At 38.7% G+C, this 14,876-nt stretch carries 14 protein-coding genes; 5 read left to right on the top strand and 9 right to left on the bottom strand.

Annotation, left to right across the window (positions count from 1 at the left end; translation table 11 throughout):
• Positions 1-89: 89 nt before the first annotated feature.
• Both NU887_RS03000 and NU887_RS03005 read right to left on the bottom strand, forming a co-directional pair.
• Positions 90-2,117, bottom strand: coding sequence for a M3 family metallopeptidase (locus NU887_RS03000; protein WP_258421869.1), 2,028 nt, complete (start codon positions 2,115-2,117; stop codon positions 90-92).
• Positions 2,118-2,243: 126 nt separating this feature from the next.
• Complete coding sequence (locus tag NU887_RS03005) at positions 2,244-2,891, bottom strand: sulfate ABC transporter permease (protein WP_258421870.1); 648 nt, start codon at positions 2,889-2,891, stop codon at positions 2,244-2,246.
• A 76-nt stretch (positions 2,892-2,967) separates the two neighbouring features.
• Here NU887_RS03005 and NU887_RS03010 point away from each other — a divergent pair, with 76 nt between their 5' ends.
• From NU887_RS03010 to NU887_RS03030, 5 genes are all read left to right on the top strand, one after another.
• Positions 2,968-4,161 carry a tetratricopeptide repeat protein gene (locus NU887_RS03010; protein ID WP_258421871.1) on the top strand — a complete coding sequence of 398 codons (1,194 nt, stop codon included), beginning with the start codon at positions 2,968-2,970 and terminating at the stop codon, positions 4,159-4,161.
• A 210-nt stretch (positions 4,162-4,371) separates the two neighbouring features.
• Positions 4,372-4,854, top strand: coding sequence for an Lrp/AsnC family transcriptional regulator (locus tag NU887_RS03015; protein WP_113924451.1), 483 nt, complete (start codon positions 4,372-4,374; stop codon positions 4,852-4,854).
• Positions 4,855-4,917: 63 nt separating this feature from the next.
• Positions 4,918-5,457 (top strand): NUDIX domain-containing protein, encoded by a 540-nt coding sequence (locus NU887_RS03020; RefSeq protein WP_258421872.1) that lies wholly within the window; start codon positions 4,918-4,920, stop codon positions 5,455-5,457.
• Between the two features lie 17 nt (positions 5,458-5,474).
• Positions 5,475-6,842, top strand: a complete 1,368-nt coding sequence (locus tag NU887_RS03025) for an MATE family efflux transporter (RefSeq protein ID WP_258421873.1) — start codon at positions 5,475-5,477, stop codon at positions 6,840-6,842.
• A gap of 59 nt (positions 6,843-6,901) precedes the next feature.
• On the top strand, positions 6,902-8,257 hold the full coding sequence (locus NU887_RS03030) for a M24 family metallopeptidase (protein WP_258421874.1): 1,356 nt from the start codon (positions 6,902-6,904) through the stop codon (positions 8,255-8,257).
• Positions 8,258-8,260: 3 nt separating this feature from the next.
• Here NU887_RS03030 and NU887_RS03035 read toward each other — a convergent pair whose 3' ends face one another.
• From NU887_RS03035 to NU887_RS03065, 7 genes are all read right to left on the bottom strand, one after another.
• A complete protein-coding gene (locus NU887_RS03035) occupies positions 8,261-8,986 on the bottom strand; it encodes a lysoplasmalogenase family protein (protein ID WP_338080959.1) in 726 nt (241 codons plus the stop codon).
• 176 nt (positions 8,987-9,162) lie between these two features.
• Entirely contained in the window at positions 9,163-10,347 is a 1,185-nt protein-coding gene (locus NU887_RS03040; RefSeq protein WP_258421875.1) for an MFS transporter, read from the bottom strand.
• A 73-nt stretch (positions 10,348-10,420) separates the two neighbouring features.
• A protein-coding gene (gene prfB / locus NU887_RS03045; RefSeq protein ID WP_258421876.1) for a peptide chain release factor 2 occupies positions 10,421-11,522 on the bottom strand; the annotation gives its coding sequence in 2 pieces (ribosomal slippage) (positions 10,421-11,461 and positions 11,463-11,522; 1,101 coding nt in all).
• Positions 11,523-11,582: 60 nt separating this feature from the next.
• Positions 11,583-12,071 (bottom strand): hypothetical protein, encoded by a 489-nt coding sequence (locus NU887_RS03050; RefSeq protein WP_258421877.1) that lies wholly within the window; start codon positions 12,069-12,071, stop codon positions 11,583-11,585.
• A 354-nt stretch (positions 12,072-12,425) separates the two neighbouring features.
• Positions 12,426-13,493 carry a branched-chain amino acid aminotransferase gene (locus tag NU887_RS03055; RefSeq protein WP_258421878.1) on the bottom strand — a complete coding sequence of 356 codons (1,068 nt, stop codon included), beginning with the start codon at positions 13,491-13,493 and terminating at the stop codon, positions 12,426-12,428.
• Positions 13,494-13,497: 4 nt separating this feature from the next.
• Positions 13,498-14,046: a cob(I)yrinic acid a,c-diamide adenosyltransferase gene (locus NU887_RS03060; protein WP_258421879.1), complete on the bottom strand. Its 549-nt coding sequence runs from the start codon at positions 14,044-14,046 to the stop codon at positions 13,498-13,500.
• Positions 14,047-14,128: 82 nt separating this feature from the next.
• Entirely contained in the window at positions 14,129-14,851 is a 723-nt protein-coding gene (locus NU887_RS03065; protein ID WP_275982327.1) for an ABC transporter ATP-binding protein, read from the bottom strand.
• Positions 14,852-14,876 lie beyond the last annotated feature (25 nt).

The raw sequence follows: 14,876 nt of genomic DNA on the forward strand, positions 1-14,876 counted from the left end.
ATTAAAAGCAACCTTTTCTTTAATGCAAAGAAGCAGTTAATCGAAAAGTGAAAGCCAGCCTTCAATTTAATTTGAAGGCTGGGTTTATCTTAAACCAATCCTGCTCTTTTGAGCAAAGCATCAGGTTTTGGATCTCTTCCTCTAAACCTTTTGTAAAGTACTGTTGGATGTTCTTTTCCTCCTGCTGACAAGATATTTTCCTTAAATGATGTGGCTGTTTCTCTATCGAAAATCCCTTTTTCGAGAAACATTTCGAATGCATCTGCATCCAAAACTTCTGCCCACTTATAGCTGTAATAACCCGCAGCATATCCACCTTGGAAAATATGGGAAAAGGAAGTACTCATCAGTGTACCTTCCACCTCAGGAAGAAGGGCTGTCGGTTTTAGAATTTCTTTTTCAAATGAGAAAACATCTGAATTCAAAGATGGGTCTGTTCCATGATAAGCCATATCAAGTAGGCCAAAGCTGATCTGCCTGACTGTCTGATAACCTTGTTGGAAATTGGCTGCGTTTTTTATTTTTTGGATCAACTCAGAAGGTATAATTTCTTCTGTTTCATAATGCTTTGCAAATAGATCCAAACATTCTTTCTCGTAACTCCAATTTTCAAAAATCTGCGAGGGAAGTTCTACAAAGTCCCAATAAACACTCGTGCCTGTCAGCGATTCATAATTGCCCTGTGCCAGCATGCCATGGAGTGCATGTCCAAATTCATGGAAAAGGGTAGTCACTTCATTGAATGTCAAAAGGGAAGGCTTGGTTTTGGTAGGTTTGGTAAAATTGCAAACTATCGAAACATGAGGTCTGAATTCTTTTCCCTCCACTGTTTTTTGTCCCCTGAAACTCGTCATCCAGGCACCGTTTCTTTTTCCTGCCCTTGGAAAAAAATCAGCGTAAAAAACCGCCACATGATTGCCTTCGGTGTCAATGACTTCATATGTAGTGACTTCAGGATGGTATTTTGGGATGTTTTGATTTTCTATGAAATGGATACCAAACAATTTTTCTGCTGTTAGAAAAACCCCCTCTATGACATTTTCCAGTTTAAAATATGGACGAAGCAATTCATCACTTACTTCATATTTTTGGTTTTTGAGTTTTTCGGAATAGTATGCAAAATCCCATTTTTCTATTTTCTCTAAGCCATCGAGTTCCTTTGCAAACTTTTCAAGTTCTTTGATTTCCTCCTTTGCTTTGGGTTTTGCCATTTCTAATAAATTATGCAGAAAATCCATCACTTTTGGAGCACTTTTGGCCATTCTCTCTTCAAGGACAAAGTCTGAGAATCTTGGATATCCAAGGAGATTTGCTCTTTCGTTTTTGAGTCTCAGCATATCTTTAATATGCTGTTGGTTGTCCAATTCGTCTCCCTTGCAAGATTTTGTACTTGATGCAATGAACAATTCTCTTCTCAACTCCCTTTTTTCTGAATACATCATAAATGGGATGTAGCTTGGATAAGCCAAGGTGAAAACCCAATTTCCAGGTTTGCCTTTTTCCTCTGCGGTTTGCAGGGCAGCTTCCTTAACTGCATCAGGAAGGCCTGCAAGGTCAGACTCATTTAAAATTACAAGCTCATATTTGTTTGTTTCGGCCAAAACGTTTTCTCCGAATTTCAAACCTAATTGGGAAAGTTCCCTGTCAATTTCCCTAAGTCTTTCCTTTTGTCTTACATCAAGTTTGGCGCCATTTCGAACAAAACTTTTATATGTCTTATCCAGCAAAGTTTTTTGCTCTTCACCGAGTGTAAGGTTCTCTTTTTGGTCATAGACCAATTGTATTTTAGTGAACAAGTCTTCATCCAGCAATATATCATTTCCATGTGCTGTCAAAAGTGGTGAGATTTCCCTTGCCAAAGCTTGAATCTGATCGTTAGTTTCGGCACTGTTGAGATTGAAAAATATGGAAGAAATAATATTCAGTTTTTCACCCGATTGGTCCAAAGCCACGATGGTGTTTTCAAAAGTCGGAACCGGATTATCCTTTATTTCCTGAATTTCTTCTTTTGCTTTTTTTATGGCTTCCTGAATGGCAGGTAAATAATGCTCCGGTTTTATCAAGTCAAATGGTGCGGTCTCAAATGGAGTATTGAATTTGTCCAATAATGGATTCATAGATTTTTTGGTTTTTAAAAATATGGAATTTTACGTCTGTAAATGTAATCAAGTTTGAAACCAAGACCGGGAAAATATAGTGCAAAAAATGCTGAAATATTAGCCTTTAAAATTCAAAATAGATCTCTATTTATACACCATGGTATAAAACAAAAGCCAAAGCAAAAACATCAAAACATAGCTAAAAAGAACCACTAAGGTGGATTCTGCAATGGTTCTTCTGCTTACTGTATGAAATCCAAAGATCAAAAACACAATGTAGATAACTTCGAATAGATTGATGGCTCTCAATGGATAATGATATTTTGGGGCTATACTTTCAGGGTCTACCAAAGAAAAAAGTGAAAGTGGGTAATAATCTCTGATTTCTTCATAGCTGACCGAATCTGATGGTTTGATATACACCAGCATTTTGATCAGTTCAGGGAAAATAAATATAAACTCTGCTACCATCACAAATTGCCATAGACGAACAAATGGCGCCTTATAGCCAAAAGCAAATGCCCCTAACCAAATCACAAATGAGGTTGCGGTAAATTTCCAGAGTAATGCAAAAGGAGTCCACAGATAGTTCAGGGCATTGAAAATATGAAAAATCATGAATGACCCTTCAGATTCCAATTTTTCATAACCGGGAATAGATTGTAGGATAAGGTCATTTGTCACATACCTGACCAAGAGATACAAAATCACCAAGATCAAAAAAAACAACCTTTTATCGAAATCTAAATTGGCTTCGATACGTTGGGAGATAGGACTTGAAGTCTGTGACATAATTTGAAATAATTATAGCCAAATCTAAATGATTGTTTGGAATTGCATATAATTTTGGAGGAAATTTAGAATAAGAATGCGAAAAGGAAAATTTTCAGCTGTATTGATAGTAGTGTTGCTTGCAAACTTAACATATGCGCAAGATCAGCCTTTGGATCAGGTTGGCAAGAGCCAATCTCCCTATTTATTATTGGACAAAGGACTGCAGTTCAGGATCACAGAAAATGTAAACGCCTTATACAATTTTGATTTTGAGACAGCTGAACGCGGTTTTAGGGTCATGCAGTACCAATATCCTGATCATCCGCTACCATATTTTTTGTTGGGATTGAGCACTTGGTGGAAGATTGCCCCAGATGTCGAAAATGATAAGTATGATGACCTCTTTATCGAGCAAATGGATGTCGTCATCGATAAGGCGGATGAATTATTGGATAAGGATCCAAAAAACAAAGAAGCGGCTTTTTTCTTGGCCGGAGCATATGGATTTCAGGGAAGGCTTTACAGTGAAAGGAAGAGCTGGACTAGGGCAACTTTTGCAGGGAAAAATGCACTCAAATATTTAAACCTGAGCAGGGGTGAGGAAGAACTTGGACCCGAATTGCTTTTGGGAGATGCTTTGTTCAATTATTTTTCAGTATGGATTCCTGAGAATTACCCTTTGCTAAAACCTGTGGTGGCCATGTTTCCAAAAGGAAATAAGGCCCTTGGGCTAAAACAATTGGAAGATGTGGCCCAAAACGCGTTTTATGCCAGAATTGAAGCGCAGTATTTTCTGTTCAGACTTTATGCTTCAGAAGAAAAGCAACCTTATAAAGCACTAGCGATAACAGATTATTTACACAGTAAATTTCCTAATAATCCATATTTCCATAGGTCGTATGCCAGGCATCTTTATACTGTAGGAAGAATTACCGAGGCCAAAGAAATGTCAGAGCAGATTCTCCAAAGGATCGATGAAAAATGGACAGGTTATGAATCAAACAGTGGAAGATATGCGGCATTCTATATTGCCCAATATTATGATAGGATTGGAGACCAAAGAGAAGCAAAGAAGTATTATCTCAAAACCCTTTCCTATGGCGAGGAATCTGAAAGTCAGGAAAGCGGGTACTATCTATATTCTTTGATTGCTCTAGGAAAGATGGCAAATCAGGAAAAAAACAAACCCTTAGCCAAGAGCTATTTCAATCAGGTAAAGAAATACGCCAAGCGAAAACACCCCGCCCACAAGGAAGCAAGAGATTATATCAAAAAGAATAAACTTTAATAAAATTTTTCCGTATAGGTTGTATCAAATTCAGGAGATAATTTGAATAACTTCGCTAAGTTGAAAACAATTCAATGCAAATATTCTGAAAAGTTGTTAATTGTTAAACAATATTTTGCAAACAGGGGTTTATTTTGTAATTAATTGTTTTAAAACAATATCAAATTATATTAACTTTGCACAACATAAAATTTTGAAAATTCAAGAATCATGGATAATAGCATCAAAGTGAAATTCGACAAAATAGACCGTAAGATACTAGAGATACTTCAGGCTAATGCCAAAATAACCAATGCCCAACTTTCAAAAGACATCGGTCTTTCACCTGCTCCGACATTGGAAAGGGTTAAGAAATTAGAACAATCAGGAATCATCAAAAGCTACCATGCCAAATTGGATCCCGAAAAAATCGGACTTGGTGTAAGTACATTTGTTTTGGTAAGCCTTATCGGTCACAACAAAGGAAACATTGATGCTTTCATGAAAGAAATCAATGAAATCCAAGAAGTGATTGAATGTCACCATATCACCGGAACAGGTGACTTTATTCTGAAAATTATTGCAAAAGACATCACCGCATACCAAAAACTGATGCTTGAGAAAGTCAGTGAAATTAAAGAGGTTGATTCTATGCAATCCATGGTGATTCTTTCTACTTTTAAGGACAGTAAAGTTTTGCCTATCCCTGCTTAATATTTATAAAACATAAATCAAAAGGGTGGCCAAAAGTCACCCTTTTTTTATTTAGAGCCATATATGGAAAATCCCTGGAAAACTAAGTCCAAAGCCACAATTTACCAAAATCCATGGATCAAGGTGGAGGAACATCAGGTAGTGATTCCTTCAGGAAAAGACGGGATATACGGTAAAGTAATCTTCAAGAATAAAGCTTTGGCAATTGTTCCTGTAGACAATGATCTCAATACTTGGCTTGTGGGTCAGTTCCGATATACTTTAGATGAATATTCCTGGGAAATCCCTATGGGTGGTGGACTTCTGGAGGTAGATATTATTGAATCGGCAAAAAGAGAATTGAAAGAGGAAACAGGGCTTTCTGCAAATAAATGGACGCAAATAATGAGAATCCATACTTCCAATTCTGTGACAGATGAGGAAGGTTTTGTTTTTTTAGCCGAAGACCTTGCGCAGGGCGAAACAGAATTTGAAGAAACAGAACAACTCCAAATTATAAAATTACCATTGAAAGAAGCCATTCAGAAAGTAATGGATGGTGAAATCACAGATGCAATTTCTGTGGCAGGTCTTTTGAAAGTTGCAAGAATTCTTAATCTCTGATATGCGATATATTTAAAATGGTCATTCCAAATTTCAAGGATAATTTTTCAAAGACTTTTTACCTAGCCTACCCGGTGATGCTGAGTCAGTTGGGGCAGGTGTTGGTAGGAGTGGCTGACAGCATGATGGTTGGCCGGCTTGGTGCAGTCCCTTTGGCCGCTGCCTCCTTGGCTAACAGTATTTTCTTTGTGGTTTTGATGTTTGGAATAGGGATATCTATGGCAATGACACCATTGGTAGCGATGGCAGATGGGAAAAACAAAGGAAAAAGGATTGCCCGTTTGTTCAACCATGGTTTTACCATCAATATGGTCGGTGGGGTTATCCTGTTTTTTTTGATTTTGATGACCTCTCCTTTTCTCAAACATCTTAATCAGCCGGAAGAAGTTGTCATCTTGGCCATCCCATATCTGGCAATCATCACTTTTTCATTACTTCCATTCATGTTTTTTCAAACATTCAAGCAATTTGCCGAAGGCTTATCGCAAACCAAACAAGCCATGTACATTACGATTTTTTGTAATGCCATCAATGTTTTTCTCAATTGGGTGATGATCTACGGAAATCTTGGTTTTCCTGCCCTTGGATTAAACGGAGCAGGATGGGCTACTTTGATTTCCAGGATTATGATGGGATTGATGATGGCATATTATGTTTGGAATTCGAAGAGATACAGCACGTACAACCTAAGTTTGGGATTTAAAAAATTAAGCTTCCCTATGTTTTCCAAACTGATTAAAATCGGTGTGCCAACCGGATTTCAGTTTATTTTTGAAGTAGGAGCATTCAGTGCAGCTGCTATCATGATGGGATGGATTGGGGTTACTGCATTGGCGGCACATCAGATTGCCATCAACCTTGCGTCAATCAGCTATATGATGGCATCAGGGCTTTCTACAGCAGCTATGGTAAGAGTTGGTAATCAGTTGGGTCGAAAGGACATAAAAACTCTACGGGAAGCTGGATTCACTGCTTTTGTGATGGTTGCCATTTTTATGAGTGTATCAGCAGTTATCTTCATTTTATTCAGAGAATTTTTGCCTTCTCTCTACATTGATGATGTCTCTGTGATTCAGATGAGTGCTACTTTGTTGGTCATTGCAGGGTTTTTCCAATTATCTGATGGAATTCAGGTAGTTGGACTTGGGGCACTCCGTGGCATGTCTGATGTAAGGGTTCCTACAATTGTGACTTTAATTGCATATTGGGTAATTGGGTTGCCTTTGGGCTATATATTGGCTTTTTCACTTGGAATGCAAGAAATTGGCATATGGGTCGGACTTTTGATAGGACTTACAGTAACAGGAATAATGTTGCTTTATAGATTCCATAAACTCAGCCAAAGGATATTGGACAAGCAGGAAAGCAATATTTCTGTCAAATAGTTTGTCTTTTTATTATTGAGATTTCTTCCTATTTTCCGAAATTAAATTTGGAAACTGACATGAATAAATTCTTGATTGCCCTTGTATTGTTTGTTAGATTCGGCGGAATCCTATTTGCCCAATCACCACATATCTTGAGTCAAAGAGAACAGGCAGCCGTCATCGATCAATGGTTGGAGGAAAGGATACAGACGCTTTTGCCTTCACTGATGGACAGGTCCGAGATAGATATGTGGGTAATCATTTCTAGGGAGTACAATGAAGATCCGGTAATCAAAACTTTTTTGCCTGCAACATGGCATGCTGCAAGAAGAAGGACCATGTTGGTATTATACAAAGCTCCTGGCTCATCGACTGTTGAGACGTTTGCGGTGGCGAGGTATGATGTGGGCAAATCTTTCAAAAAAGCTTGGGATCCAGATACCCAGCCAGACCAATGGAAGCGGCTCTCAGAATTGATCGTTGAGAAAAACCCCAAGAAAATCGGATTGAATATCGCCAAGGATTTTGGTCATGCTGATGGACTCAATGTTACAGAATACAATACCCTAAAATCCTATTTACCTGAGAATTTTCACAGTAAAATAACTTCCGCACAAAATCTGGCAGTGGGATGGTTAGAGACAAGGACACCTTCCGAAATGGCCACTTATCGCCATCTCCAAACAATTGCCAATGACATCATCGCCGATGGTCTTTCTGAGGAAGTGATTACGCCTGGTGTCACCACCACTGATGATGTAGTATGGTGGTATAGGGAAAGAATCAAGGAACTGAAATTAGATACTTGGTTTCACCCTTCTGTAGATATCCAAAGAGCGGATCCGGCATCTCAGGGGCAATTGAGGTCATTTGCAGTCAAAGCGGACTCGGAAGTCATCATGCCCGGCGATATGCTTCACATTGACTTTGGTATTTCTTACCTGAGGTTAAATACTGATACCCAACAACTCGCTTATGTTCTCAAACTTGGAGAAAATGAGGTACCGCAATATCTCAAAGACGCAATGAAAGTCGGTAATAGACTGCAAGACATACTTACATCTCAGTTTGTGACAGGACGGACAGGAAATCAAATCCTTAGAGAAACAAGAAAAACAATGAATACGGAGGGGATAAAGGGGAGCATTTACTCGCATCCCCTAGGCATGCACGGACATGCTTCAGGACCTACTATCGGCATGTGGGACAATCAGGGAGATACTCCCGGAGCAGGGGATTATCCATTGTATCCCAACACTGTTTATGCCATTGAATTAAATGCAGTCGTTTTCCTAAAAGAGTGGAATAAGGAGTTAAGGGTTCAGCTAGAGGAAGGAGCTTTTTTTGATGGGGAAAAAGTAACCTACCTAAACGGAAGACAAGTTGAGATCATGCCCATTCCGAGGAAAAACGGTTTTTTGAACAATCCTTAAGATTTACTCAAAAATAGATTTTACCGGTATTTCTTTTTTAATAATCTCTCCAATTTGGGTTAGGATGCCGTAGCTGCAAAGGTAATGTCCTCCGGAATAAAAGAGGATTGCCACTGCATATCTGATTTTATTGGTTGCGTATAGATCAAATCCTGTAAGTGAGGCACTTAGAATAAACATAAAAGCTCCAAAAATCACCAAAACAAAACTACGTCTACTTACAAAAAACCTTCTGTTAATAGCCAATACAAACGTAGAAATGCCGAAGAAAGAGTAAAGTAATCCGGGTAAGAAAAACTCGTTGGTATATTTCAAAACAATGGTGGCATAAATTCCCAATAAAACATAAGTGAGAATTTCAGGCCACCTTTTCAAGAGGGTTGGTTTTATTTTAATTTCAGTGAATTGAGTAGAGTAGATATATAATAATCCATAACAAGTTTGGGCTACTATAAATGTGCATATACCTATAGTTTTAAAAAGGCTTTCTTCAATATCGAGCAACATCAAAAAATCTCCTGAAAATGAAAAAACCGAGGCCACAATCATCAAAGGCATCAAGGGATGTGGATGCTTCTTAAATTTTAACCATAGTCCAAAAATTAGGATCGGTAATGTCAATAAATTGAACAAAAAGAAAAAAGCTTTGATGTCCAACATTAGGAATGTCACAGCTAGGATTACGGTAGAAAAATAAAAGGCGGTAAACTTTTTGTTCCAGACAAACATTCAGAGATTCAATTATTAACCAATCCTAAAAATAATCTTAAAAAACAAAATTAAATACTTTAATTGTAAAATAAATTGTTAAAAAATTTTTATAATTTACATTTTACCAATAAATTATATTTTTTTATACTATTTCAAAATTTATGGCACTTTTTAAATTTAGGATTAGAATATTATTAGTATTTATTTTTGGACAAGTCTTTCTGCATATTTCTCAAAAAAACCAAAATGCCGAAAGCGGCCATTGAAAATATCCCTGCAATCGAAAAAACCAATGGGAAATTCTCTGATTTGTTGGCGTAGACAAATCCCGAAATTAACGCTCCAACGCCTATTCCGGATTCCATTGCAATATACATAGTAGCCAAAGCCCGTCCCCTGAATTTATCCAAAGAAAGATCAATAGTCCATGCCGAAATGGTGGGAGAATTCATTCCTACAGAACAACCAAAAACCACAGCAGCAAAGAGAAACATAGTTTTTGATTCGGAAAAACCTATCAGAAACATAGATAAAGCCATGAAAAAAGTAGCTATTAGCATTACAGGAATTCTTCCAAATTTATCAGAGGTTCTTCCGGCTATGATTCTGATTCCTAAAGAAGAAAGTGTAAATACCGCAAAGAACAACCCTTTGTTAAGAATCCCCAAATGCTCAGAAAAATCAGGGATAATCGTAAGAACAGCTCCGAAAGAAAAAATGGTTAAAAACAAAACGAGAGATGGGGCCAATACCCTTTTTTCGATCAATTCATCACGATTCAATTTCAATAACTTCGGATGGAATTTTTCGGGTTGGGCGACGGTTTCTTTGAGTCTGGACAATATCAAAATGGAAAGTATAGCTGTAAATGCTGAAGTATAAAACAGTGGCTGAATCCCCCAAATTGATCCGATATATCCTCCTGTTGCAGGACCGGCTGCCATTCCCAATGAGCCAAATAAAGATTGGATTCCCATAGCCTCGCCTCGTCTGTTGAAGGGTACGATGTCTGCCACGTAAGCAGAAGTGCCAGTAGGAGTGAACCCTGTAGAGAATCCATGCATAAATCTCAAGAAAAGAAATCCTGCCACTGAGGTGACAATAGGATAAGCCAAACTTGCGATGATGCATACCACAGCTCCAAAAACCATTACCGGAATCCGACCGATTTTATCTGCAAGCTTACCGCTAAATGGACGTGAAAGTCCCGCTGAAAGTGTGAATAAGGCAATAATCAATCCTTTGTAATCCTCACCGCCCAAAGAACTCAGGTAGGAGGGGAGCTCAGGGATGATCATATTGAAACTTGAAAAAAACAAAAACGAACTCAGGCAGAGAAGAAAATAATCCAACGTAAAGAATGGAGGCAAAAATCTCATGAAGGAGTTCGGTTAGAGATAAAACAATCCTGATCCAGAACAAGTCTGAATCAGGATTTTGTAATCAAAAAGATCAATCTTGGTTGGCTTCTTCTTCGCTTTGGGCAAGCAAAAAAGCCTTTATGAATTCATTGATATTGCCATCCAAAACACTTTGTGTATCTGAAGTTTCATATCCCGTTCTGGCATCTTTTACCAGTTTGTAAGGATGAAGGACGTAGTTTCTGATTTGTGAACCAAAGTCAATCCTCAATTTTCCGGATTCAACTTTCGCCCTCTCGGCATTCCTTTTTTCCATTTCCATTTGGTAAAGTCTAGACTTCAACATCTGCATGGCTTTTTCCCTGTTGGCTAGCTGTGAACGTTCAATCTGGCAAACAACCACGATTCCTGTCGGTTTGTGGGTCAGCTGCACTTTGGTTTCGACCTTGTTGACATTTTGTCCACCGGCGCCACCTGATCGGGAAGTATGGAGCTCCACATCCGCAGGATTGATGTCAATCTCAATGGTGTCATCCACCTCGGGATAGGCGTATACTGAGGCAAATGAAGTATGTCTTCTGCCATTGCTATCGAAAGGCGAAATCCTAACCAAGCGGTGGACACCAATCTCGGATTTGAGGAATCCGTAAGCTAATGGCCCTTCAAACTCCAAGGTACAGGATTTGATTCCAGCGACTTCACCTTCCTGCAAATCCACCTCACGAACTTTGTAACCATTTTTTTCACCCCACATGATGTACATTCTCATCAAAATGGAGGCCCAATCGTTACTTTCTGTTCCGCCTGCACCGGGATTGATTTCAAGTACGGCATTGAGTTGGTCTTCCTCGCTGCTGAGCATTTTTTTGAGTTCAAGGTCTTCCACCTCTCCCAAAACTTTTTTGTATTCGGACTTCATTTCCTCTTCAGAAACTTCGTCCATAGAATAAAAATCAAAGAGAACTTCCAGATCCTGAAGGCTGGTTTCTACTTTTTCGTATGGAGCAGTCCATCCTTTTTTGGACTGGATTTGCTTCATGGTCTTCTCCGCTTCATCAGAATCATTCCAGAAACCGGGCTGTGACGAAACAGCCTCCAAATCTTTTATTTCTGCTTTCTTCTTATCGTAGTCAAAGATACCTCCTCAAAGCCGAAACGCGGGCTCTCAAGTCTTTCAACTGGTCTGATGTCATAATTTATTTAGTTTTTGAGGTGCAAAAGTCGTAAAAAATCCCCGCTTTACCTATTCCTTTTCAATCTCCATATAGAATTACAATTTGGATTTTGTTATCCCCTTTGTGGCGGAATTCTTTGTACTTCAGTTTTGAAATAACATATCCCCCTGCCATAAGCCCTGCGGATAAGGCCCAAGACTCTTCTAATCGTGACAGGTCCCTTTCCTGATACAAACTATTTACAGTGTTTACCAAAAGAAAAACCACTCCTGCCCCCATACTTAAAAATGAAAGGTTTTTGATCGTTTGGTTTCTTGGGTCTTTGTTGCGGATGTCGACAACGGTGATATCCTTTGGTTGGAGCACATTTTCAGAAAGGACGATAATGTCTGTTTTGATATCTACGATCAAATCAGTGACATAATAATCAAACTTGGTGGATTTGTAAGTAATTTCTTCACCGACTTGGAATCTGAGTGCTGTCTTGGTATTTGAACCCTTTTGAAGAAGGAGGAATTTTTGGGCAAAGGAATTATTGGCTATTGAAATTAATAGGATCAAAGGCATCAAGAATATTCCCGATTTTGAAAAAGTGCTTTTCATATAAATAGCTCTCTTGGCGGTATTTGGTAAAACGATAAAACCCACATTAGTCTTATTTTATAAAGATGATTTTAAGCTAATATAAGTAAATGAAAGAGATATAGATTCCTGAATAATTTTTGAAACAAAAATTGGTGAAGTATCAATGTTATTCTTCTTAAGTAGTGATTTTTTCCCCAAAAAATTTTGAAAGATTATTTTTTTCGGTTTGGCTAAGATGGCTTTCAGATATCCTAACCTTAGGCTAGATGATTTTTTTTCGCATAAAAAAACCACCCGTTGGTGGTTTTCAAATTATGATTTAGCATAAAACATCATCTAAAATTTTATGATCCATCCATGGTTATCTTCTTTTTTGCCATACTTGATGTCATCGAGGGTTTTTAGTACCTGATTCGAAAAGGCGTTTGAAGGTTTTTCAGGAAGAAGATAATCCTGTCCATTTATATTGATCTTAAAGATGTGCGCAATTGTTGCTGCGGTACCCGTACCAAAAGCATCCTGAAGCTTTCCTTCAACAACGGCTTTTTCAAGTTCTGTTACACTCAAAAACCTTTCTTCAACACCATATCCCATTTCTTTGGCCAAAGTCAAAACAGAGTCTCTTGTGATGCCTTTCAGGATAGTCCCGGTGTGGGTCGGTGCTGTGATGAGGGTGTCATTGATCATAAACATCACGTTCATCGTTCCGCTTTCCTCGATGAATTGATGGGTTTTTCCATCCGTCCAAAGCAGTTGGTCGTAGCCTTCCTTTTGAGCCAAAAGAGCGGGATAAAGCGAACCGGCATAATTACCAGCAGCTTTTGCCTGACCTGTACCGCCTTCAATAGCCCTTGTATATTTCTGCTCCACTTTTACTGCCACAGGCTTGGAATAGTAGTTTCCAACAGGGCAGGTAAAGATCATGAACTTATATTTTTCTGATGGTCTGACACCGATATAGTCATCCGTGGCAAATACAAAAGGCCTGATGTAAAGTGAATAGCCGGGTTTATTCGGAATCCAGGATCTGTCCAGATCCAAAAGTGTCATCAGTCCTTCCATAAAAATCTCCTCAGGAACTTCAGGAATGCACATTCTTCTTGCCGATTCATTCAGCCTTTTTTGGTTGGCATCTGCCCTGAAAAGCAATATTTCTCCTTCTTCATTTTTGTAGGCTTTCATTCCTTCAAAAATTGATTGGCCATAATGGAGTGTAGCATTGGATGGATTAAGCAAAAGTGGTGCATATGGCTCAATGCGCAGGTCTGTCCACTCGCCATCTACATAATCAGCCACAAACATGTGGTCACTTATTGTTTTTCCGAAAACCAAATTGTTAAAATCAGTCTCTTGGAGTCTGGATACTTGAGTTTTGGTAATGTCTATTTGAATTGTTGTTTTCATGGTATTAGATTCTAGGCTTCCAAGTAACCTCCTCAACTCCTAATTCTTGGGCAATTAATCTTCCCAAAACAAAAAGATAATCAGAAAGCCGGTTTAAATATTTTACGATTATTTCATCTACGTGCTCTATCTCCATAAGGTCTATAACGCAGCGCTCCGTTCTCCTGCATACTGTCCTGGCCACGTGGCAAAAAGATACACTTTGGTGTCCTCCCGGTAATATAAAATGCCGCAATTGTGGCAATTGGGATTCCATTTCGTCAATTTCCTTTTCCAACAAAACCAGATCATCTTCATGAAGATCAGGTTTTTTAACATTTTCTTTTCCTGGTTCAGTAGCTAGTGTTGCTCCAATTGTAAAAAGTCTGTCTTGTATTTCTTTGAGAAGAGACTCTCTTTTTTTGTTGATTTCCTGATCCCGGAGCAAACCGATGAAACTGTTCAGTTCATCTACAGTGCCATATGCATCGATCCTTAAATCCGCTTTTGAAACCCTCCGGCCTCCCAACAATGATGTTTTTCCCGTATCTCCGGTTTTGGTATATATTTTCATGGAAGCAAGATTGTATTTAAGTTGACCTTTTTTCAATCAAGCCACAAAAATAACATAAAGAATTTATAAAATCTTCAGGAATTTACTCTTGGACAAGCATGGAAATTCCCCTGGTCGGATTGGGGTTCAGCGTATCCGATTCTACAAGTCCGTCTCTCAATCTGATAATCCTGTGCGCATAATGTGCAATGTCATCCTCGTGTGTCACCATGATGATGGTATTACCTTTTTGGTGGAGTTCGTGGAAAAGCTCCATGATTCCATAAGAAGTTTTGGAATCCAGGTTACCGGTAGGTTCATCGGCCAAGATGATACTTGGGTTATTGACCAAAGCACGGGCGATGGCCACCCTTTGTCTCTGACCACCTGAAAGTTCGTTTGGCTTGTGATGGACCCGGTCACCAAGCTCTACATTTTTCAAAGCTTGATTTGCCATTTCCTGTCTGTCAGACTTATTATAACCCGCATAGATCAGTGGAAGGGCCACATTATCTAGGCAAGTTGCGCGAGGCAGAAGGTTAAAAGTCTGGAAAACAAATCCTATTTCTTTGTTTCGGATTTCTGCAAGCTCATTTTCGGTCATGTCACTGACATCTTTTCCATTCAAAACATAGGAGCCGGTAGTGGGAGAATCCAAACATCCTATAATATTCATCAAAGTGGATTTACCTGATCCTGAAGGTCCCATAAATGCAACATATTCACCTTTGTTGACCGTGATTGAAATGGATTTGAGCGCTTCTACTATCTCTGCGCCCATTTTATAGGTTTTACTGATTGCGGTGGTTTCAATTATCTTAGTCATCGGTGGAATATTTTAAAGTCTTAAA

It is taken from the genome of Aquiflexum gelatinilyticum (assembly GCF_024741135.1).
In the GTDB taxonomy this organism is placed as follows: domain Bacteria; phylum Bacteroidota; class Bacteroidia; order Cytophagales; family Cyclobacteriaceae; genus Cognataquiflexum; species Cognataquiflexum gelatinilyticum.